At 66.2% G+C, this 21390-nt stretch carries 20 protein-coding genes; 10 read left to right on the forward strand and 10 right to left on the reverse strand.

Translation table 11 applies throughout. The annotated features are described in order from the left end of the window. Positions 1 to 5: 5 nt before the first annotated feature. Complete coding sequence (locus MRAB57_RS16195; RefSeq protein WP_077090625.1) at positions 6 to 377, reverse strand: carboxymuconolactone decarboxylase family protein; 372 nt, start codon at positions 375 to 377, stop codon at positions 6 to 8. 14 nt (positions 378 to 391) lie between these two features. After that, on the reverse strand, positions 392 to 1192 hold the full coding sequence (locus MRAB57_RS16200; protein WP_077088257.1) for an SDR family oxidoreductase: 801 nt from the start codon (positions 1190 to 1192) through the stop codon (positions 392 to 394). Between the two features lie 25 nt (positions 1193 to 1217). Here MRAB57_RS16200 and MRAB57_RS16205 point away from each other — a divergent pair, with 25 nt between their 5' ends. After that, complete coding sequence (locus MRAB57_RS16205; RefSeq protein ID WP_077090626.1) at positions 1218 to 1397, forward strand: hypothetical protein; 180 nt, start codon at positions 1218 to 1220, stop codon at positions 1395 to 1397. Here the strand turns inward: MRAB57_RS16205 and MRAB57_RS16210 are convergent. Beyond that, complete coding sequence (locus tag MRAB57_RS16210) at positions 1379 to 2212, reverse strand: adenylate/guanylate cyclase domain-containing protein (protein WP_077088258.1); 834 nt, start codon at positions 2210 to 2212, stop codon at positions 1379 to 1381. The two genes, MRAB57_RS16205 and MRAB57_RS16210, sit on opposite strands and share 19 nt — an antisense overlap. A gap of 124 nt (positions 2213 to 2336) precedes the next feature. Here MRAB57_RS16210 and MRAB57_RS16215 point away from each other — a divergent pair, with 124 nt between their 5' ends. Next, positions 2337 to 3746, forward strand: a complete 1410-nt coding sequence (locus tag MRAB57_RS16215; protein WP_077088259.1) for a glucose-6-phosphate dehydrogenase — start codon at positions 2337 to 2339, stop codon at positions 3744 to 3746. A gap of 13 nt (positions 3747 to 3759) precedes the next feature. Further along, positions 3760 to 4782 (forward strand): phosphogluconate dehydrogenase (NAD(+)-dependent, decarboxylating), encoded by a 1023-nt coding sequence (gnd, locus tag MRAB57_RS16220; RefSeq protein WP_077088260.1) that lies wholly within the window; start codon positions 3760 to 3762, stop codon positions 4780 to 4782. On the opposite strand, the gene MRAB57_RS16225 is transcribed toward gnd, so the two are convergent. Beyond that, on the reverse strand, positions 4779 to 5648 hold the full coding sequence (locus MRAB57_RS16225; protein WP_077088261.1) for an alpha/beta fold hydrolase: 870 nt from the start codon (positions 5646 to 5648) through the stop codon (positions 4779 to 4781). The genes gnd and MRAB57_RS16225 overlap by 4 nt on opposite strands. Positions 5649 to 5745: 97 nt before the next feature. On the opposite strand from MRAB57_RS16225, the gene MRAB57_RS16230 reads away from it, so the two are divergent. The 3 genes from MRAB57_RS16230 to MRAB57_RS16240 all read left to right on the forward strand — a co-directional run bounded on the left by MRAB57_RS16230 (position 5746) and on the right by MRAB57_RS16240 (position 8454). Beyond that, positions 5746 to 6222 carry a VOC family protein gene (locus MRAB57_RS16230; RefSeq protein WP_077088262.1) on the forward strand — a complete coding sequence of 159 codons (477 nt, stop codon included), beginning with the start codon at positions 5746 to 5748 and terminating at the stop codon, positions 6220 to 6222. An 82-nt stretch (positions 6223 to 6304) separates the two neighbouring features. Further along, entirely contained in the window at positions 6305 to 7207 is a 903-nt protein-coding gene (locus MRAB57_RS16235; RefSeq protein ID WP_077088263.1) for an alpha/beta fold hydrolase, read from the forward strand. Between the two features lie 5 nt (positions 7208 to 7212). Then, positions 7213 to 8454, forward strand: a complete 1242-nt coding sequence (locus tag MRAB57_RS16240) for a WS/DGAT domain-containing protein (RefSeq protein ID WP_077088264.1) — start codon at positions 7213 to 7215, stop codon at positions 8452 to 8454. 3 nt (positions 8455 to 8457) lie between these two features. Here the strand turns inward: MRAB57_RS16240 and MRAB57_RS16245 are convergent, their stop codons facing one another. Further along, entirely contained in the window at positions 8458 to 9054 is a 597-nt protein-coding gene (locus tag MRAB57_RS16245; RefSeq protein ID WP_077088265.1) for a MarR family transcriptional regulator, read from the reverse strand. Continuing rightward, entirely contained in the window at positions 9051 to 10628 is a 1578-nt protein-coding gene (locus MRAB57_RS16250) for a pyruvate, phosphate dikinase (protein WP_077088266.1), read from the reverse strand. Before MRAB57_RS16250 ends, MRAB57_RS16245 begins: the two co-directional genes overlap by 4 nt. Positions 10629 to 10812: 184 nt before the next feature. On the opposite strand from MRAB57_RS16250, the gene MRAB57_RS16255 reads away from it, so the two are divergent. Next, positions 10813 to 11325, forward strand: coding sequence for a DoxX family protein (locus MRAB57_RS16255; RefSeq protein WP_077088267.1), 513 nt, complete (start codon positions 10813 to 10815; stop codon positions 11323 to 11325). On the opposite strand, the gene MRAB57_RS16260 is transcribed toward MRAB57_RS16255, so the two are convergent. From MRAB57_RS16260 to MRAB57_RS16275, 4 genes are all read right to left on the reverse strand, one after another. Beyond that, the gene (locus MRAB57_RS16260) at positions 11326 to 12687 is read right to left on the reverse strand and encodes an HNH endonuclease signature motif containing protein (RefSeq protein ID WP_077088268.1); all 1362 of its coding nucleotides are present in this window, start codon (positions 12685 to 12687) and stop codon (positions 11326 to 11328) included. It lies immediately after the preceding gene. A 91-nt stretch (positions 12688 to 12778) separates the two neighbouring features. Further along, complete coding sequence (locus MRAB57_RS16265) at positions 12779 to 14143, reverse strand: flavin monoamine oxidase family protein (RefSeq protein ID WP_077088269.1); 1365 nt, start codon at positions 14141 to 14143, stop codon at positions 12779 to 12781. 103 nt (positions 14144 to 14246) lie between these two features. Next, on the reverse strand, positions 14247 to 16151 hold the full coding sequence (locus MRAB57_RS16270) for a hypothetical protein (protein WP_245835940.1): 1905 nt from the start codon (positions 16149 to 16151) through the stop codon (positions 14247 to 14249). A 188-nt stretch (positions 16152 to 16339) separates the two neighbouring features. Further along, positions 16340 to 17764 carry a short-chain fatty acyl-CoA regulator family protein gene (locus MRAB57_RS16275; RefSeq protein ID WP_077088270.1) on the reverse strand — a complete coding sequence of 475 codons (1425 nt, stop codon included), beginning with the start codon at positions 17762 to 17764 and terminating at the stop codon, positions 16340 to 16342. Positions 17765 to 17874: 110 nt separating this feature from the next. Between MRAB57_RS16275 and prpD the strand changes: the two genes are divergently transcribed. The 3 genes from prpD to MRAB57_RS16290 are packed head-to-tail and all read left to right on the forward strand — an operon-like array spanning position 17875 to position 21390. Beyond that, positions 17875 to 19380, forward strand: a complete 1506-nt coding sequence (gene prpD / locus MRAB57_RS16280; RefSeq protein ID WP_077088271.1) for a 2-methylcitrate dehydratase PrpD — start codon at positions 17875 to 17877, stop codon at positions 19378 to 19380. Beyond that, entirely contained in the window at positions 19380 to 20291 is a 912-nt protein-coding gene (prpB, locus tag MRAB57_RS16285; RefSeq protein ID WP_077088272.1) for a methylisocitrate lyase, read from the forward strand. The genes prpD and prpB overlap by 1 nt, the downstream gene beginning before the upstream one ends. After that, positions 20272 to 21390, forward strand: coding sequence for a bifunctional 2-methylcitrate synthase/citrate synthase (locus MRAB57_RS16290; RefSeq protein ID WP_077088273.1), 1119 nt, complete (start codon positions 20272 to 20274; stop codon positions 21388 to 21390). The genes prpB and MRAB57_RS16290 overlap by 20 nt, the downstream gene beginning before the upstream one ends.

Genomic DNA, 21390 nt, shown 5'->3' on the forward strand with positions numbered 1-21390 from the left:
AGAGCCTAGGAACGCGACAGCACTTCGCGCGCGACATTGCGGGCGTTGGTGGCCGCGGGGTAACCGGCGTAGCCGGTCATGTGGTAGATCACCTCTTCGATTTCCTCGACAGTCAGGCCGTTGCGCATCGCGATCTGGAAGTGGAACTTCAGCTCGTCGGTTGCCCGCAGCGCGATCAGCGCGCCCAGCGTGACCAGGCTCCGCGAGCGCCGGTCCAGCCCGGGCCGCGCCCACAGCGCGCCGAAGACGTGATCGATGCCCAGGTCCATGAGTTCGCCGGCGATGCCGTTGTCGCGCACGCCGGTGGCGTCGTCGGGAATCAGGCCGGGCAGCATTTCCCGGAACGTTTCCAGGCCCTTGGCGCGCGAATCAGTCATCGGAGGTTCACCTTTCATCGGGGTTCTCGGGAGATCTGGTAGTCGATATAGGCGTCCCAGTCGTCGAGGCGCCGGCGTAGCTCGTCGACGACCTGCGGATGCGTGGGCACGAAGAATCGGTTGGCAAGGATCGCGTCGGCGACCAGCTCCCCGACAGGTGCGGGATCGAGCAGCTCGAACTGTTCACCCGGGATGCGCAGGGGCGCCCCGCCGCCGAACGTCGGCACCGCGGCGGCGATGTTGGTCAACACCGGCCCCGGGCACAGCAGCGACACTCCAATGCCCTTGGGCCGCAGGTAGATCGCGAGGCCCTCGCTGATCTGAACGATGGCGGCCTTAGTGGCCGCGTACGGCATGCGGTCATACGAGTAGGTGAAAAGCCCGGCGAACGACGCGGTGTTGACCAGATGCCCGCTGCCCTGCTCGAGCAGCAGTGTAAGAAAGGCGTCGTTGCTGCGGACCACGGACATCAGGTTGATGTCGAGGATACGCTGCCACTCGGTTACCGGAATGTCTTGGGGCAGGCCATTTGTCAGCACACCGACGTTGTTGACGACGACGTCGACGCGGCCGAACTCGTGCAGCGCCGCGCCGCGAACCCCTTGGAACGCCTCGGGATCCGCAACGTCCGCGCGGTGCGCCAGGACGGCGGCGCCCCGATCGGCCAGCTCGCGGGCCAGGACGTCGATGCCGTCGGCGTCACGGTCGACGGCCACGACCCGGGCGCCCCGACCGGCCAGCGCGTGCGCGATGGAGCGGCCGATGCCGCTGGCCGCCCCGGTGATGACGCACACCTTGTCGCGCAACGTGTCCATTGGGCCCCAAGGCTAGCCTGTGTGGATGCGCAGCATATGGAAGTGGGTTGGGCTGGCCGGGGCCGCGGGCGTCGTCGCCGGCGGCGCGCTGGTGGTGCGTGATCAGCGCAAGCGGCAGGCCTATACGCCCGACGAGGTCCGGGCCCGGCTGCATCAGCGCTTGGCCGAATCCAACGGACACGGCGCTCAGTCGGACTCGCCCTGAGGGCCGGTGTAGACCGCGTACAGGCGATGGCTACCCGAGAACCCTTTCAACTCGACGTCGTGGCCGTCGTCGAAACCGATGTCGTCACTGTCGCGTAGCGCATCCCGGACCGGCTCGCTCACCAGGACCTGGCCGCCGACGGCCTCGGCCGCCACCCGCGCCGCCATGGCGACGTTGCGCCCGAACAGGTCGTCGCCCCGGCGTACCGAACGGCCCATATGGATGCCGATCCGGACGCGAATCTCCTCGTGCCGCTTGCGTTTTGCGTCCTTGTGCAGCGCGTGCTGCATGTCGATGGCGCACCGCACGGCCTGCTCGGCGCGGGCGAAGGCGATCATGAACCCGTCGCCCTGGCTCTTCACCACGTGACCCGAATGGCGTTGCACCAGGCTTGACACCAGCTTGTCGTGCGAGCTGATCAGCCTGACCCAGGCGCGGTCACCGATGCGCTCGTTGAGCGCCGTGGACTCCTCGATGTCGGAGAACAGGATCACCACCCGGCCGTCCGGCGTCACCCGCGCCAGGTCGGGCCGCTCGACCTCGGCCCAGTCGGCGAGCTCCTCGATGTTGCTGCGCACCGCGGCGCCAAAGCCCTGTTTGCGCATGACGTTTGCGGTGTTCCACACCGTCTTGACGGCTTCACGGCCACCGGATATCAGCCAATTGCGGGTGTCGGCACGCTGCCTTAACTCCTCGGCCTCCTCGCGGCTACGGACGAGCAACTTCCACAGCACGCCGAGCGCTGCCGCCTCGACCACGACAATCCCGGCCAGCACGTAGACGGCGATATGCAGCACATCACCCACATCTCGCATCTTTGCAAAGCGCTAAAACGCTTCCGGTTGTCGGCCCCATAAGCAGTGTCTAGGGTTGAGTGCGAACACCCCGGGTAGTAAATCTCCAGTGAACCGATGAGGTGACTTTTGGGAGGTTTCGGTCTTGGCCGACGATGGTGGTAATTCGTCCAATTTGCTGGTGATCTTCGGCATTACCGGCGATCTCGCGCGCAAGATGACGTTTCGGGCCCTGTACCGCCTCGAGCGCCGCAAGCTGCTCGACTGCCCGATCCTAGGTGTGGCCAGCGACGAGATCACCGTCGCGGAGTTGGTCAAGCGGGCGCGCAAGGCCATCAAGGAGGCAGGCGAGAAGATCGACGACGCCGTATTCGACCGGTTGGCTGACCGGCTGGACTACGTGCACGGCGACGTCACCGACGGCGAGCTCTACCACCGGCTGGCCGAAATGATCGGTTCGGACTACCGCCCGCTGTACTACCTGGAGATGCCGCCCGCGCTGTTCGCGCCGATCGTCGAGAACCTGGCGCGCGAGGGACTGGTCAAACAGGCCCGCGTCGCGGTGGAAAAGCCGTTCGGCCATGACCTCGACTCCGCGTGCGAACTCAACGAACGGTTGCACAAGGTGCTGGACGAGGACCAGATCCTGCGGGTCGACCACTTCCTGGGCAAGCAGCCGGTGGTGGAGCTCGAATGTCTGCGGTTTGCCAACCAGGCGCTGGCCGCGCTGTGGGATCGGCACAGCGTTTCCGAAATCCACATCACGATGGCCGAGGATTTCGGTGTCGAGGACCGCGGCAGGTTCTACGACAAGGTCGGCACGCTGCGCGACGTGGTGCAGAACCATCTGCTGCAGGTGCTGGCCATGGTGGCGATGGAACCGCCGGTCGGCGACACCGCCGATGACCTCAACGACAAGAAGTCCGAGGTGTTCCGCGCCATGCCGCCGCTGGATCCCAAGCGTTGCGTCCGCGGCCAGTACACCGGCTACACCGACGTCGACGGGGTGGCGAAAAAATCGAAGACCGAGACGTTCATCGCGCTGCGCACCGAGATCGACAACTGGCGCTGGTCCGGGGTGCCGATCTTCCTGCGTGCCGGCAAGTCGCTGACGGAAAAGGTCACCGAGGTGCGGCTGTTTTTGCGCCGCGTTCCCCAGTTGGCATTCCTGCCGCATCGCAGGACGGCCGAGCCCAACCAGATCGTGCTGCGCATCGATCCCGACCCGGGCATGCGGATGCAGCTGGCCGCCCAGGTCGACGGCGACTGGCACGACGTGCACCTGGACTCGTTGTTCGTCACCGATTTGGGCGAGCCGGAGACTCCGTACGAAGTGCTGTTCCACGCCGCACTGACCGGGGACCGGGGGCTGTTCGCCCGGGAGGACAGCATCGAAGAGACGTGGCGCATTGTCCAGCCGTTGCTGGACAAGCCCGGCGAAGTCCACCCGTACGAGCCCGGGTCGTGGGGGCCCGAGGAAGCCCAGACCCTGGTGCGTGGTCACCACCGCTGGCAAGAGCCGTGGTTCCCGCAGAAAACAAAGTCGTCGAAATAAGGAGACTCAAGATATGCAGCTCGGAATGATCGGCCTGGGCCGGATGGGCGCCAACATCATTCGCCGCGTGGTCAGCGGCGGCCACGAGGGCGTGGTGTACGACCACGACGAGGAAGCCGTCAAGACGCTGGCCAAAGAAGACGGCATGACGGGTGCGTCCTCGGTCGCCGAGCTGGCCGAGAAGATGACCGCACCGCGGGTCGTCTGGGTGATGGTGCCCGCGGGCGACATCACCACCTCGGTGATCGAGGAGCTGGCCAAGACGCTGGAGGCCGGCGACATCGTGATCGACGGCGGCAACTCCTACTACCGCGACGACATGAAGCACGCAAAGCTGTTGGACGAGAAGGGGGTTCACCTCCTTGACTGCGGCACCAGCGGCGGTGTGTGGGGCCGGGAGCGCGGATACTGTCTGATGATCGGCGGCCACGAGAAGTCCTTCGCCCACGCCGAGCCGCTGTTCGCCACCATCGCGCCGGGGGTCGACGCGGCCCCGCGCACCCCGGGCCGCGAAGGTGAGGTCGCCCAGGCCGAAAAGGGCTATCTGTACTGCGGGAGCTCCGGGGCCGGGCACTTTGTGAAGATGGTGCACAACGGAATTGAGTACGGGATGATGGCGTCGCTCGCCGAGGGGCTGAACATTTTGCGCAACGCCGACATCGGCGCACGGATCGAAAAGGGCGATGCCGAAACCGCGCCGCTGTCCAACCCCGAGTGCTACCGCTACAACATCGACATCCCCGATGTGGCCGAGGTGTGGCGCCGCGGCAGTGTCGTCGGATCCTGGTTGCTGGACCTGACCGCGAGCGCACTGCACGAATCGCCTGACCTGCACGAGTTTTCGGGCCGGGTCTCGGATTCGGGGGAGGGCCGCTGGACCGCGATCGCCGCGATCGACGAGGGCGTGCCCGCGCCGGTGCTCACGACCGCGCTACAGTCGCGCTTCGCTTCGCGCAGCCTCGACGACTTCGCGAACAAGGCGCTGTCTGCGATGCGCAAGCAGTTCGGCGGTCACGCGGAGAAGCCGGCCAACTAGCCGGTCAGGCGCCGCACGAACGTCACCACGGCGTCGCTGAACGCGTCGTTGTCGTCGCCGGCCGCGGTGTGGCCGGCGTTGGACAGCTCGACGAATTCCGCGCGCGGGACCGTCTCCAGGAAGTGCCGCACACCCTCGGGGCTGACGACGTCGGAGAGCTTGCCGCGGATCAACAGGATCGGGACCTTGATTTTTACCGCGGCCTCTTCGAAGTGCTCGGTGCGCAGTTCCGGGTCGTCGCCGGGCGCGGTCATGAACGCCGGATCCCAGTGCCAGTACCACCGCCCGTCGCGCATGCGCAGGTTCTTCTTCAGCCCCTCGGGGCTGCGCGGCTTGCTGCGGTGCGGCAGGTAGGCCGCGACGGCGTCGGCCGCCTCCTCGAGCGAGCCGAAGCCCTTGAGGTTGGTCAGCATGAAGTCCCGGATGCGCGCGCTGCCGTTCTTCTCGTAGCGCGGCACCACGTCGACCAGCACCAAACCGGTCACCTTGTCCGGGCCGGCGCTGTCGGCGACCAGGATGCCGGTCAGCCCACCCATGCTGGCCCCGATCAGCACCACCGGGCCGCCGATCGCGTCGAGCACGTTCATCACATCGGCCTGCAGCGTTTCGATGGCGTAGTCCGCGCCCGGCGCCCGGTCGCTGTCGCCGTGTCCCCTGCTGTCCAGCGCGACGACGTGGTAGCCGCTGTCGGCCAGGATCTGGCCGGTGTTCTTCCAGGAATGCCGGTTTTGGCCGCCGCCGTGCAGCATCAGGATCGACGGATGCCCGGTGCCGCGGGCGTCGCGATTCCATTCGTCGGCGACCAGGGTGATGCCGCCGGCACCGGCGAACTGAACGGTCTCCGAACTGCTGCTTAACGTGCTCATCGAACTGACGTTACATAGCCATGCGGTGAGATCCGCCGCTTGGCGGGGTCTAACAGTGTGAGACCCCGATCAGAACCCCTACCAGAAGGAGTCGCTTATGCCCTCGATCACGCCCACGCTGTGGTTCGACCACAACTTGGAGGACGCCGTCTCGTTCTACGCCTCGGTGTTCGCGAACTCGCGGATCGAGGATCTCAACCGGGCCACCGACGCCGGACCCGGCGAACCGGGCTCGGTGTTGTCGGGCACCTTTGTGCTGGACGGCAACCGGTTCATCGGGATCAACGGCGGTCCGCACTTCACGTTCAGCGAGGCGGTGTCGTTCACGGTGGAATGCGAGGACCAGGACGAGGTCGACTATTACTGGGATCGGCTCACCGACGGCGGAGAGGAAGCGCCGTGCGGCTGGTTGAAAGACCGGTTCGGGCTGAGCTGGCAGATCGTTCCGAAGCGGCTCTACGAATTGGTCAGCCATCCGGACCCGGCCCGTGCCACCGCGGCGACCGAGGCGATGTACGGGATGCGCAAGCTCGTCATCGCCGAACTCGAGCGGGCGGCCGCGCAGGCAGTGTGAAACTCGTTGGTGGAGTGCCTGTTTAGCACTTTTTCGAGACTGTCGGTGCGATAGGGGACCCGCACGGGCTAGGTTGGTCCGTGTGACCGAGCCACGTTGGATCGACGTGCCGGGGCCGCCAGGCGATCTGAAGGCGCTGACCTGGGGTGACCCTGACGCACCGATCGCTTTGTGTCTGCACGGCTTCCCCGACACGGCCTACGGGTGGCGCAAGGTCGCACCGTTGCTCGTCGCGTCGGGATGGCGGGTGGTCGCGCCGTTCAATCGTGGGTACGCGCCGTCGGCGATTCCCGACGACGGCGCTTTCCACGTCGGCGCCATGATGGACGACGCACTGCGGGTGCGCGAGGCCGCCGGCGGCACCGACCGCGACGTGGTGATCGGCCACGACTGGGGCGCGCTGACGGCCACCGGTCTGGCCGCGATGCCCAACAGCCCGTTCAGCAAAGCGGTGATCATGTCCGTGCCCGTCTCCGCGGCGTTCCGGGGCAACGTCAGCGAGCGTGGCAAGCTGCTGCGCCAGCTGCCGCGTCAGCTGATGCGCAGCTGGTACATGTTCTACTTCCAGCTGCCGGTCCTGCCGGAGCGGTCCGCGCCCTGGGTGCTGCCGTTGCTGTGGCGGCGGTGGTCGCCGGGCTATCGCGGCGCCGACGAGGATCTGCGTCACGTCGACGCGGCGATCGGGACACCGGAGAGCTGGCGCGCGGCGCTGGGCACCTACCGGGCCACGTTGCGCAACACCCGTCCGCCGCAGCGGTACGCCGAGCTGAACCAGCTCTGGACCGAGGCGCCCATCCTGCCGACCCTCTATCTGCACGGCCTCGACGACGGTTGCATGACACCGGCTTTCGCGCACTGGACCGAGAAGGTGCTCCCGCCCGGCAGCGAGGTGACCATCGTCGATCACGCCGGTCACTTCCTGCAGCTGGAACAACCCGACAGGGTCGCCGAACGAATACTGGCCTTCGTCGGCTCAGCGGGCTGACCGTCATGGCGGCGCACCGGATGGCGGCCGTCGACGCGGAGTTCTATTGGATGTCGGCCAAGGTCCCCAACGACGATTTCCAGCTCTGGGCGTTTGACGGCCAACCCGCCGATCTCGGTGCTGGCATCGACGAGGTGTTAGGCCGCGCCCGTGCGTGTCCCGATCTGACCATGCGGGTCCACGATGGAAGCCCGCTGACGTATCCGCAGTGGGTGCCCGCGCCGGTTAGCCGCGAGCAGATTGCCTGCCACGACCTGGCCGACCGCAGCTGGCTCGGCTGCCTGGCGGCCGTCGTCGGCCTCGCTGATCGCCAGTTGGACATACGCCAGATGCCTTGGCGGATACATGTATTCACGCCGGTCTTCGGCATCCCGGGCGTCGACGGCCCAGGCACCGTTGTGCTCTGGCAGTATCCACATGCGTTGGCCGGCGGCGTTCGTGCCTCGGCGATGGGGGCTTGGCTGTTCGGGCGGACTGTCCCATTGCCCGAGGTGCGGCCAGTTCGGGCGGGCTTTTTGCCCTGGCGGGCCGTCGACGCGGCCCGCACGCACCGCCAATTGGTTCGCGATACCCGCGCGGGGCTGATAGCGCCGGGAATCGGGTACCGGCCGCTGCTGCCCACCAACGCCCGCCCGGCCGGCGTCCGCTCGCTACGGACCTTGGTGCGTCACCGCTCGCAAATGCCGGGTCCTACCGTCACGGTCGCGGCGCTGGCCGCGGTGTCCACCGCCCTGTCGGGTTTGTTCGGCGATGCGGCCGACTCGCTGGCGGCGGAAGTCCCGATGGCTAAAAGCGGTGTACCACCTGCATATAACCATTTCGGCAACGTCGTCGTCGGACTGTACCCACGGCTTGATCGGGATACCCGGGTGCAGCGGATTGCGGCCGATCTGGCCAACGGCCGGCGCCGCTTCGAACATCCGTCGAAGGGTTCAGAGGATCGGGCTCTCGCTGCTCTACCCGCCGCGGTGTTGCGGTGGGGTGTCTCGCTGTTCGACCCCGATGCCCGGCCGACACAGGTGCTGGGCAACACCGTGGTGTCCAGCAATAATCGGGGTCCCGCCGATTTGCATTTCGGGGGCCTTCCGGTGGTGCTGACGGCCACCTACCCCCCGCTCTCGTCGGTGATGGGTTTGACGCACGGGGTGCACGGCATCGGCGAGACGATCGCGATCAGCGTCAACGCGGCCGAATCCGCCGTCCCCGACATCGACGCCTATATGGAACTCCTCGACGCCGCGCTCTGAATGCTATTGCGCATCACCGGATCTGGCGGCTTCCTCGCGCGTCAAACCGGCGGCGCCGATGAGTTCCTCGTGTAGCTCGAACCACACCGTGTGGTACGAGTCGACGAGCGGCCGGGTCAGCCAGGTGGTCTCGCCGGCCTTGACCTTGTCCAGGGCCGCAGCCAGTTTCACCGAATAGGCGCTCAGCCGTGGCAATTGGGCGCCGACCGCGTCGATGATCGGGGCCACCCGCGCGTGCACCCCGTCGAGGCGGGACAGGACGTCGGCATCGTATTCGGCGTCGTCGTGGGCGTTGGGCGTGCCGCCCTTGACCTGCCAGTCGGTGACCAGGGCCTTGAAATCGGCGTTCACGCCGCGGAAGTCGTCGTAGGCCGCGGCGAGCACGGCTGGGTCGGCACCGGTGCGCTCCTCGGCGAGCAGGGTGACGAGCCTGGCCCGGCCGTCGGGGCTCAGGCGCAGCGTCGCCTCGTCGATCAGGTACCCGGACGCGGCCAGCCGCTCGACGATCTCGCCCGGGTCGGTGGCCAGCGTCTCGGCGAGGTCGGCCCGGGTGGTGCGGCCCTTCAACCGAACCGCCTGCAGCACAGCCAATTCGGTCACTGGTCGTCCTCGGCTGTCAGTCGCAGCGCGGTCAGCATCACGATCAGCGGTGCGGGCGAGACCACGTCGGTGTGCCCGGCCGCCAGCGCCGCGCGCACCGTCGTGTCGGTGCCGTCGTCGAGCCTGGGGTGGTCGCCGGTGGCGTGCGCACGCAGCGGGCTGATGCGCCGTGCGACGTCGGCCAGGTCGCGCAGTTCCGGTGTGTCGTCTTCCGACCACGCCGTCGCCGTCAGCGTGCCTTCTCGTACCTCGCCTTCGTAGCCGTCGACCGTGATCTGCTTGCCGGCCAGCGCCGCCGCGACGCCGTGGCCGCAGCCCACGACGGCCACCCTGCCCAGTTCGCGGCTGACCACGGCGGCGTGGCTCGCGGCCCCGCCGACCTCGGTCACGATGCCCTGGGCCGCCAGCATGCCCTGGACGTCCTCGGGCCTGGTGTGATCGCGCACCAGGATGACCTGCTCACCGCGATCGACAGCGTCGAGCGCCTCGTCCACGTCGGTGTAGGCGGTTCCCGATGCCACTCCCGGGCAGGCGGGCACGCCTGCAGCCAAAAGCGTTGCGGCCAAACGTTGTTCCGGCTGCAGTGCGGGCATCAGCAGGGCCTCGACGTGCGCCGGGGTCACCCGGCGAAGCGTCTCGGCGTCGTCGATGAGCCCTTCCTGACGCAGCTGCAGCGCCAGTCGCACCGCCGCCTGCGCGGAACGTTCTGCCGCGCGAGTCTGCAGCAGCCACAATGTGCCTTCTTCGACGGTGAACTCGATCTCCTGCACATCGGCGTCGAGTTGCTCCAAAACCGATGCGGCATGCGACAACTCGTCGTAGATCGCCGGTTGCTCGTCGCGCAGCGCGCTGATCGGCTCCACGTTCACCAGTCCCGACACCACGTCCTCGCCCTGGCCGCCGGGCAGCCATTCGCCGAAGGGCTCGTTGGCCCCGGTAATCGGATTACGCGAAATAAATGCTCCCGCACCGGATTTGGGGCCCTGGTTGCCGAACGCCATCGCCTGCACCACCACGGCGGTGCCGCCCCGATCGTCCAGGCCGTAGTGGGCGCGGTAGGCCACCGCGCGCGGCGAGTTCCACGAGTCGAAGACGGCCTCGATGGCCGCGCGCAGCTGCGCGTGCGGGTCGTCGGGAACCGGCTGTGACTCGTCGCCGGCGCTGCGTTGATACATGCGGGTGAACCGCCGCCGGGTGTCGCGGGCGAATTCCGCGGTGCTGTACGCGGCCAGCACCTGCTCGACGGCGTCGTTGATGCCCACGTTCAAAACGGTGTCCATCATGCCGGGCATCGACTGCGTCGCGCCGGAACGCACGCTGACCAACAGCGGGCGTGCACCCCGGCCGAAGGTGCGCGAGGTCTGCGCCTCCAGCCAATTCAGGCGGGCCAGCACGTCGTCCCAGACAGCGTCGATCGCCGCCGCGGGCTCGGCGAGATAACGCAGACCCACCGCGGTGGTGATGCAGAAGGCGGGCGGCACCGGCAGACCGAGCCGGCGCATCGCGTCGATGCCGTACCCCTTGTTGCCCAGGACTTCGCGCGGGAGTTTTGCGTTGCCGTCCAGCAGCACCACGGGCCCGTCGTCGGCGCTGCCTGTGCGGGTGCCTTCGCCTCGTGTGATACGAGTCGTGGTGCACCCCCTCCTGGTTCAGCTAGGTGAGTCGGGCAAACGCGAGATCGACCGCCATGTTTCCACACGGCCCGGCTGACACACCGGCTTGCCGCTCCCGTTGTCCCGATGCTCTAGGTTTGCACGTATGACTCCCTACGACCTCGGGTTACTGGTACTGCGGCTGGTGTTGGGCGTGACGTTGGCCGCGCACGGCTACAACAAGTTCTTCGGCGGAGGCCGGATTCCCGGCACCGCACGCTGGTTCGAAAGTATCGGCATGAAGCCCGGCAAGTTCCACGCCACCGTGGCGGCCACCACCGAGATGGCCGCCGGCCTGGGCCTGGCGGCCGGACTGCTCACCCCGATTCCGGCAGCGGGCTTCGTGTCGTTGATGCTGGTCGCGGCCTGGACGGTGCATCGCCATAACGGCTTCTTCATCGTCAAGGAGGGCTGGGAGTACAACCTGGTCCTGGCGATCGCCGCGATCGCGGTGGCCACCCTGGGGCCCGGCAGATTCAGCCTGGACTGGGCGATCTTCGGCGTCGACAACCCGCTGATGGGCTGGAACGGCCTGCTGATCTCGGTCGGCCTCGGCCTGGCCGGCGCCCTCGGCCTGCTGCTGATCTTCTACCGCCCGCCGGCCAAGCAGGCCGGCTAACTACGGGTCTTCGTCGCCACCGCTCAACAGGTTCTCGGGGTGGTGGAACGTGTTGGTGCGTGGTTGGCCTCGGTCGAGGTGTGGTGGCGGGATCCATTCGGTGTCGCCGTTGGCGCGTTTGCGGGTTTGCCAGCCGCCGGGTTTGACCAGCCGATGATGCGGTCCGCAGGCGAATGTCAGGTTGTCTATGTCGGTGGTCTGACAGGCGGCGTAGTCGTCTACGTGATGGACCTCGCAGAGGTAGCCCGGCACGTCGCAGCCGGGGGCGGAACAGCCACGGTCCTTGGCGTGCAGGACAATTCGTTGCCCCGCCGAGGCCAGCCTCTTGGCGTGATAGAGACCCACCGGTCGGCCGTTATCGAAGATCGCCAGGTAGTGGTGTGCGTGACGAGCCATGCGGATGACGTCCGCTATGGGCAGCAGCGTGCCGCCTCCGGTGAGCGCCTTGCCGGTGGCGGTCTCCAATTCACGCAGCGTGGTGGTCACGACGATGGAAGCCGGCAACCCGTTGTGCTGGCCGAGTTCTCCACTGGCCAGCACCGCACGCAGGGCCGCCTGTAATCCGTCGTGATTGCGCTGGGCGGCGCTGCGGGTGTCGCGTTTGATCGCCTCTTCGCTGGGCGCTTCGTCGACTGCGGGTGTGTGATCGTCGGGGTTGCACATTCCCGGGGCGGCCACCTTCGCCAGCACGGCCTCGACGGTGGCGCGTGCCTCGGGGGTCAGCCAGCCGCTGAGCCGCGACATGCCATCGGCGTGTTGGGTGCCCAAGGTCAGTCCACGATGGCGGGCCCGGTCTTCATCGTGGAACTGCCCGTCGGGGTTGAGGTAGCAGGCCAGTCGGTCGGCGGCTTTGCGCAAGAGTTCGGGGCGGTACTCGCCGGCCCAGCGGGCCAGGTCGGTTTCGGCGGCTTCGCGGGTGGGTGCGTCCACCCAACAGGGTAGATCGTCGAAGAACTGGCGGATGACCGACACGTGGGCGGTACCGATGCGTCCGGCGCGTTGTGCCGCAGCGGTCGCGGCATGCCGTGGCGGCAACGGCTCACCGGTCAGTGCTTGACGGGTGCCCAGGTCGCGGGCCTCGCTGACGCGGCGGGTGGCCTCGCCGCGGGTGATGCGCAAACGGTCGGCCAGCACGTGCGTGAGCTTGCCGCCGATTTCGGCAGGGGTGGCTTGCTGATCGAGCTGGTTGATCAGCTCGTGGGAAGGAGCTTGAAGTCGGCGCACCTGCTCTTCAAGTGCCTCGAGGTAGGTGATGTGCTCCGGGGTGGTCAGCGCATCGTAGGAATGGCCTTGAATGCGAGACACGACGGCACGCAACGCGTCGTAGTCCTCCTGGAACTCTTCGCGGGTGATCGAATGCATGTTCGAATGATACGTCGACCCACCGACAAAAATGGCCGCCGCCTACGCCACTGAAACGCAAGTGGTGCAAGTGGTTTGGTCGATGTTGGCCCTAGGCGACCGCGGCGGTTTCGGCCGCCGTCACCTCGGTTGCGGCCCGCTCCCCGGAGCGGATCGCCCCGTCGATCCAGCCGCACATGATCGCCGAGCTCTCGGTGCCGGCCCAATGGATGCGGCCGCAGGGCTCGCGCAGGGTGTAGCCGTATTCCGTCAGCACGCCGGTCGGGGTGTGGCCGATCATTCCACCACCGGAGTAGCGCTCCTGGCTCCAGTTCTGTTCGTGGAATTCCACCGGCGCCTTGGCCTTGCTGCCGAATCGGTCGACGAGTTCGGCGATGGTCAGCGCTCGGCGCTCGGCCTCGTCGAGTTTCGTCAGCGCACGCGCCGCGGGCCCCTCGGTGATGGCGCACATGATTCCCGGATCCCCGGTGTCCGTGCAGGCGTCGATGGTCAGAGTGGCTGGAGAATTCGGTTTGGCGGACTGGCCGGACAACCCGTCGGCGCGCCAGAAGGGCTCGTCGTAGAACACCGAGGTCTTGATCACCGCGCCGCTTGTCACACGCTGGTGCAGGAATGCCCGGTCCACCGGCAATAGTGGCTCGTAGTGGATCGAGGTGGCGATCGCCAGCGGAATCGCGACGATCACCCGACGCGCCCGCACCGTCAGGCCCTCCGCGATGACGGTCACGCCGTCGGCGTCCTGGCTGATCTGCCGGACCGGCTGCGAAAGATGCAGCGCCTCACCGAGTTCGGCGACCATCGGGCGGTGCAGCGCACCCATCCCGCCGACCGGCCGGGCATCCTGCGAGCCACCCTTACCCGAGATTGCGAAGGTGAGGCCGCCGGCCGACGCCGTCTGCAACAGCCCCCACAGCAACGACGTCTCCGACGCCGCCGAGGTGTAGAGGCCGGCAAAGGCCATGTCCAGCATCTCGGCGGCCTCCTTGGACATCGAATTCTTTTCGATCCATTGCCCGATGCTGATGCGGTCCCATTCGTGGGCCTTCTTCGCCTCCCAGGGGGCCTCGCGTGGAATCGCTTTGCACATCTTCTCGATGGCGGCCAAGCCGAGCCCGAGGTTCGCGACGGCCCACGGGCTGACCGTCCAGGGGATGCTGCCGCCGTAGCGGTGCTTCTTGCCGCCGACGATCATCATCGCGTCACCGTCGTTGTGCTGCTTGTATTCCGGTACGCCGAACTCGCTCATCAATGCGTGGATCCGGTCCTGGCCCGGTCCGATCCACGCGCCGCCGCGATCGACCCACACACCGTCGTCGCGGGTAACCGTGAACGTCCGGCCGCCCACCCGGTCACGCGCCTCCAGCAAGGCCACCGAGTGACCCGCCTTCTTCAAGCGGAAGGCGGCCGTCAAGCCCGCGAAACCCGCTCCGACCACGCAATAATCGACGTCCGCCATGGCTGGCTCCTCGGTTGCAGTTGGGTGCTGCCCAGCAAACTACACCGATCGACCCGAGGCGGAGTTCCGTTCGTGCGGAATTCACTTGCGGCTTCGTGTCGACCTACATGCGATCGAGTGTGTGGAATCCGGGGTCTCCGAACCAGTGCGTCTTGAGATCTAGGGTGGCCTGACCGACGCCGGCCGGGTCGTACCGGTTCGCGATCTCTAGCAGCCCGTAGTAAGCCCAGCCGTTTCCGGGATAAATCCCTATCGGCATTTCGGCGGGATTGGCGCGGGGTTGTTCATGCAGGCTTTCCAACAGCTGCTGCTTGGCGTCGTCCAGGTACGACCTCCACGCCCGATCCAGAGGACCGACAGCGTCCGCCCTCTGGATCAGGACCGAAGCCAGCGTCTGGCGTGTGGGGTAAAGCCACAAGGGCGGCTCGTAATAGTCCAATTTGTCATCGATCTCGAGAGCGCGTCGAGCCCAGGCATCCGCATCGGCCCACCTGGCGCTATCGCCTCGCTTCGCGTCCAAGACGGCTATCCGCGCGCGTCCTAGGTAATTGAGGATCGCGGCCAGGCATAGGTCCTTATCGCGGGGGAGTCGGACACTGGGATCGCAGTCTTCGTTCTTTTCGGTCTTGCGTGCGGCGTCGCGAATTTTGCCGATGTCGTCATAGAACCGGTCGGCGGACTGCGCCGGCTTATTTCCGTCCCAGATATCCGCCATCATTTGCGTAAAGTGGTAGGACAAGTTGGCAATCGGCTGCAGCTCAAAAGGATCCGGCTGCGCGAAGCTACGGATATCAGCCGTGCGGGAGAAATTCAGCTTTGCGAGGTAGTAGGTAGTACGGTATTTTTCCGCGCGGAGTCCATTTCCATTATCTGGCAACGATTGAAGCAACTTCTCTGAGTAGCGGTCGATGTCCCTGTCCGGGGTGTCGCCGCTCAGCACGGCAGCGGCGAGTAGGAAATGAATGTTATGCGGGTAATATTCATATCTGTAGCGGTCACCGTCTGGGCGGTATAAATTCGGCTCCTTGGCAAAATATGCGTCGTCCGCGTCGATGGCCGCCTTGTTGGCCTTGATCGCATCCTGCATGGCCCCGACGCGGTAATAGATGTGTGACGGCATGTGAACCAGATGGCCCGCGCTGGGCGCCGATGGCGTCGGCGGCGCTAACGAGTCCGCATGCCGTCTCGCCAGTTCCGGCGTCCACGACCCTTCCATCAGATGGATATAGAAGTGGATGGGCCCTTCGTTTTGCCTGTATGTGGGGAAGCCCAACGCCTTCTCGAGTTGCTTCTGTGCATCCGTGACCTTGTCGGAGACGGGCTTTCCGTCCTTGTCCCAATATCTCCAAGGTGTCAGGTTCATGACGGAGTCGGCGTAGAGCGTGATGATGTTGGGGTCGCTGCCGCCGTACGCGTCCAGAACCTTTTTCATCCCGTCGTAGTACGTATTGTTGCGAATCTTCTTGCATTGCTTTTCGTCCGGAGTGCTGCACTCCTGGTTGCGCTCCAGTAAGGCGTCAATGATCGCTCGGTCCTCCGGACTTGGATTGGCTTTCTCGGCGCTATGGAGGACGGCATTCGCTTGCTTTCGATCATATGGCGATTGTTCCGACTCATTGATGTCTACTCCAAGAGGCAGAGCTTGGGCCCAATAACATGCCGAGCAAGGCACGTTACTACTCTCGGCCTCGTTCGCCGCCTCGTGGAATGCACGATAGGATTCGCGGCTATTGAAAGCGAAGAAGAATCGCAGGCCCTGATCAAAATACGCCTGGCCAGCCGGCACGTCCCAATGCGCGCTTCCGATCCCGGCATAGCGTGGCGGCACGGGATCGTTCTTCGCCAGGTAGTACAAGGAACAGGGCGGGGTCTCTTCGGCCATCCCCATGGGGTCCGTACCTTTGGCAGCGGATGGCGTCATGGTCTCGTCGGGCGGCCCCTGACAGGAACTTGTCGGCTCGGAGGGCGAGCAGCACGCGGCGACGGTGAAAGCGACAGCAATTGCCACTGCTGACAATCTGTTCCGGAATACTTTGAACATGATTTCCCTCGCACCGTATCGGCAACATATCGGGACGCAGGCATCCTATTCCGCAGCGAGCCTCCGCACCACGATTTGGCAGGACCGGTTGACGAAAATGCGCCCACTCTCATCGGTGCCCCCGAAAATGCGTGGCGCACAGCGCTATCGGCCGCTCAGGGCGCGATGGCGGGGGGATAGGGCAGATCGGTGCTCGAGTGCGGATCCACCTGCACCGGATGACCTAGATATGGGAAGGCCCGTTGCGGGCAGGCGCGACGGTCGCAGATCTTGCAGCCGGCGCCGATCGGCACGATCGCCTCGGAGTTCTTCAAGTCGATACCGGCGGAGTAGATCAGCTTCTCGGCGTGGGCCACGTCGCACCCGAGCCCGATCGCAAAGCTCTTATCGGGGCCCAGGTAGCGGCTGGGCTCAGTCGTCGTGGATCTGGCGATCCAGAAATACGTGCGCTCGTCGGGCATTTGGGCGATCTGGGTGAGGAACTGGCCGGGCCGGGCGAAGGCATGGTGGACCACCCACAGCGGGCAGTTCCCCCCGACGCGGGAGAAGTGAAATGCCGTGGCGGACTGGCGTTTCGAGATGTTTCCGGCGCTGTCGGTGCGGACGAAGATGAACGGAACCCCACGCGCGCTGGGGCGCTGTAGCGTGGACAGCCGATGGCAGATCGTTTCGAAGCCGACCTCGAATCGCCTTGCCAGCTGGTCGATGTCGTAGCGCATGGCCTCGGCGGCCTCGAGGAATCGTTGGTATGGCAGCAGCAGGGCGCCCGCGAAGTAGTTGGCCAGGCCGATGCGCGCCACGCCGCGCGCGTCGTCGCTGAGCTGGTCGTCGGCGGCGATGATACCGGCGATCAACCCGGCCTGGGTCAACAGCGCGATCTGCGTCGCCAACTGAAAGGCCCGCTGACCCGGATGCAGCCACCGCGCCAGGTACAAGGTGCTCGACTCCGGGTGAAACATCCTCTTGGAGTTGGGTTTTAAGACCTGGCCGTCATCGATGACGACGTTGACGCCGAGCTTGTCGTCGAGAAGCTGGGCCAGCTGGCCGTCGAGCCCGCCCAGCCGTAAACCGTTCTGGTTGAACATTTCCTCGGCCGCTACGTCGAGCTGTTCGATGTAGTTCTTGCGGTCGTAGAAGAAGTCCCGGACCTCTTCGAACGGCATGGGCTGCTGGGCCACCGCCGAGATGTCGACGTTGGCCCGGCTGTGCAGCGCTTCGAGGTCGGCCGTCGCGTCGTGCAAGCGCCGGTGCAGGTTGACCAGGGTCTGGCCGACCTCGGGCATCCGGGCGACGAGCTCCTCGATTTGCGCGGCGGTCGCGGGCCCCTCGGCGAGCACCTCGCGCAGGTCCGCGACCAGCCGGGCGTCGGACTCCGGCGCGAAGTAGTGGGTCGGTAGGTCGAAACGCTCGGCAAGCGTGAGCAGCACCGAGACGGTGATCGGGCGCTGATCGTTTTCCAGTTGGTTGATGTAGCTGGTCGACAATCCCAGGGCGCGCGCCAGCGCCACCTGGGTGAGCCCACGGTCCTCGCGTAGCCGCCGTAGCCGGGCGCCGGCGAACGTCTTCGCCACCTGCGTCACGCTACGCCCACCTGCTTTCACAACATTCGCAAAAATCTTCGCCTAAGGACACAAAATTACGCCCTTTTAGGGGATTTACGCCATATCCATGCCTGCGTACTGTGCGATTTATGCGGATCCACGATGTTCGAACCCGGCGCAGCGCAGACGACTTTCCCCGCAGCGAGCACCTGGCCTGGAAGGTTGCCCAGGTCGCGGCCGATCCCGTCGCCGTGCCCGCGGACACCGAGGCGATGGTGATCAACCGCGTCATCGACAACGCCGCGGTTTCGGCCGCGTCGCTCACCCGCCGCCCGGTGACCACCGCGCGGGCCCAGGCGATGGCGCACCCGAATTCGTTCAAGGGCGCGAAGGTTTTCGGCGTCGAGGGCGACTATTCGCCGGAGTGGGCGGCGTGGGCCAACGGTGTCGCGGTGCGCGAGCTCGACTTCCACGACACCTTCCTGGCCGCGGAGTACTCCCATCCGGGGGACAACATCGCGGCGCTGGTTGCGGTCGCACAGCACCTCGGCATCGGCGGTGCCGACCTGATCCGCGGCCTGGCTACCGCCTACGAGATCCAGGTCGACCTGGTCAAGGGGATCTCGCTGCACGAGTTCAAGATCGACCACGTCGCCCATCTCGGCCCGTCGGTGGCCGCCGGGCTCGGGACGATGCTGCGGCTCGACCCCGAGGTCATCTATCAGGCCGTCGGGCAGGCGCTGCACCTGACCACCGCCACGCGCCAATCTCGCAAGGGCCTGATCTCGAGCTGGAAGGCGTTCGCGCCCGCCTTCGCGGGCAAGATCGCCATCGAGGCCGTCGACCGCGCCATGCGCGGCGAGGGTGCCCCGGCGCCGATCTGGGAGGGCGAGGACGGCGTGATCGCTTGGCTGCTGGGCGGCCCCGAGCGCACCTATCAGGTGCCGTTGCCCGAGGCGGGGGAGCCCAAGCGGGCCATCCTGGACACCTACACCAAGGAGCACTCGGCCGAATACCAGAGCCAGGCACCGATCGACCTGGCCCGGCGGCTGCGCGAGCGCATCGGCGACCTGGAGCAGATCGCGACGATCGTGTTGCACACCAGCCACCACACCCACTACGTCATCGGCACCGGGTCCGGTGACCCGCAGAAGTTCGACCCCGACGCATCGCGCGAGACGCTGGACCACTCGCTGCCCTACATCTTCGCGGTTGCCCTGCAGGACGGCACCTGGCATCACGAGCGGTCGTACGCACCCGAGCGGGCGCACCGCCCCGACACCGTCGAGCTGTGGCACAAGATCTCCACGGTCGAAGACGCCGAGTGGACCCGGCGCTACCACTCGAACGACCCCGCGGAGAAGGCGTTCGGGGCCCGCGCCGAGGTGACGCTGAAGAGCGGCGAAGTCATCATCGACGAGCTTGCCGTCGCCGACGCGCACCCGTTGGGCGCCAGGCCCTTTGAACGCAAGCAGTACATCGGCAAGTTCACCGAACTGGCCGACGGCGTCGTCACCGAGACCGAGCAGCATCGGTTCCTGTCGGCGGTCGAAGCGCTGCCGGAACTGCAGGCGGGCGCGCTGGGCGCCCTCAACATCACGGTCGCCCCACTGGTGCTCGACAAGGCGCCGACGATCCCGCCGGGGATCTTCTGATGACGAGCGCGGCCGACAAGCGCACTGCCTTTCGCGCCGGCCTGAATTCCGGTCGACTGCAACGGCTTCCAGGCGCCTTTTCGCCACTGGTGGCCAGGGCGGTCGCCGATGCACGATTCGAGGGGGTGTACGTCTCCGGCGCGGGCCTGTCCGCCGAGCTGGCTCTGCCCGACATCGGGCTGACCACACTGACCGAGGTCGCGGCCCGCGGCGCGCAGATCGCGGCGGCCACCGATCTGCCCACGCTGATCGACGCCGACACGGGATTCGGCGCGCCGCTCAACGTCGCACGTACCGTGAATCTCCTCGAGGACGGCGGACTCGCGGGGTGTCATCTCGAGGATCAGGTCAATCCGAAGCGGTGCGGCCACCTGGACGGCAAGGGCGTCGCCCCGACCGAGGACATGGTAAAGCGTTTGCGCGCAGCGGTATCCGCGCGGCGCGACCCCAACTTCGTCGTCTGCGCACGCACCGACGCGTTCGGCGTCGAGGGGCGCAGCGCCGCAATCGATCGGGCTCGTGCGTACGCCGACGCGGGTGCCGACGTGATCTTCACCGAGGCGCTGACCGAAGCCGCCGACTATGAAGCGTTCCGCGCCGCCGTCGACGTGCCGTTGCTAGCCAATATGACCGAGTTCGGCAAGAGTCCGCTGCTGACTGCGCGCCAACTGGCCGACATCGGCTACAACGTCGTCATCTATCCGGTCACAGCGCTGCGACTGGCGATGTTCGCGATCGAGGCGGGGCTGCGCGAAATCGATTCAGCGGGAACACAATCCGCTCTCTTGAATCGGATGCAACACCGCAACCGGCTCTACGAGCTGCTCCGCTACGAGGACTACAACGAATTCGACACCAACATTTACAACTTCACGGTGAAGGAGAACAGCCATGACCGCGCCGACAGTTGACATCAAGAAGGGCCTCGCCGGCGTCGTTGTGGACACCACCGCCATCTCGAAGGTGGTGCCGGAGACCAATTCGTTGACCTACCGCGGATATCCGGTCCAGGACCTGGCGGCACACTGCAGCTTCGAGCAGGTCGCCTTCCTGCTGTGGCGCGGTGAGCTACCCACCGATGCGGAACTCGCGTTGTTCTGCCAACGAGAGCGGGCCAGCCGGCGGCTCGATCGGTCGATGCTGTCGCTGTTGACCAAGCTGCCCGACAACTGCCACCCAATGGACGTGGTACGCACCGCCATCAGCTTTTTGGGCGCCGAGGATCCCGAGGAGGACGACGACTCGGCGAACCGGGCGAAGTCGCTGCGCATGCTCGCGGTGCTGCCGACCATCGTGGCGGTGGACATGCGGCGCCGGCGGGGGCTGGCACCGATCGCGCCGCACAGCGGGCTGGGCTTTAGCGAGAACTTCCTGCAGATGTGCTTCGGCGAAGTGCCCGAACCCGCGGTCGTCAAGGCCTTCGAGCAGTCGATGATCCTTTACGCCGAACACGGTTTCAACGCGTCCACCTTCGCCGCGCGGGTGGTGACTTCGACCCAGTCCGACATCTACAGCGCGGTGACCGGAGCGATCGGTGCCCTCAAGGGAGCCCTGCACGGCGGCGCCAATGAGGCTGTCATGCACGACATGATCGAAATCGGAGACCCACGCAATGCGCGAGAATGGTTGCGCGGCAAGCTTGATCGCAAGGAAAAGATCATGGGCTTCGGGCACCGGGTGTACAAGAACGGCGACTCCCGGGTGCCGACGATGAAGCGGGCGTTGGCCGATGTCGCCGTCATCCGCAACGGCCAGCGTTGGCTGGACACCTACAACATCCTGGAGGCCGAGATGTTCGGCGCCACCGCTGTCTTGCCCAATCTCGATTTCCCGACCGGTCCGGCGTATCACCTGATGGGGTTCGACATCGGCAGCTTCACGCCGATTTTCGTGATGAGCAGGATCACGGGGTGGACCGCCCACATCATGGAGCAGGCGGCATCCAACTCGTTGATCCGTCCGTTGAGCGCCTACTCGGGGCGCGAGCAGCGGGCCCTGGCGCACCGGTAG

The organism is Mycobacterium rhizamassiliense (genome assembly GCF_900157375.1).
Taxonomy (GTDB): Bacteria; Actinomycetota; Actinomycetes; order Mycobacteriales; family Mycobacteriaceae; genus Mycobacterium; species Mycobacterium rhizamassiliense.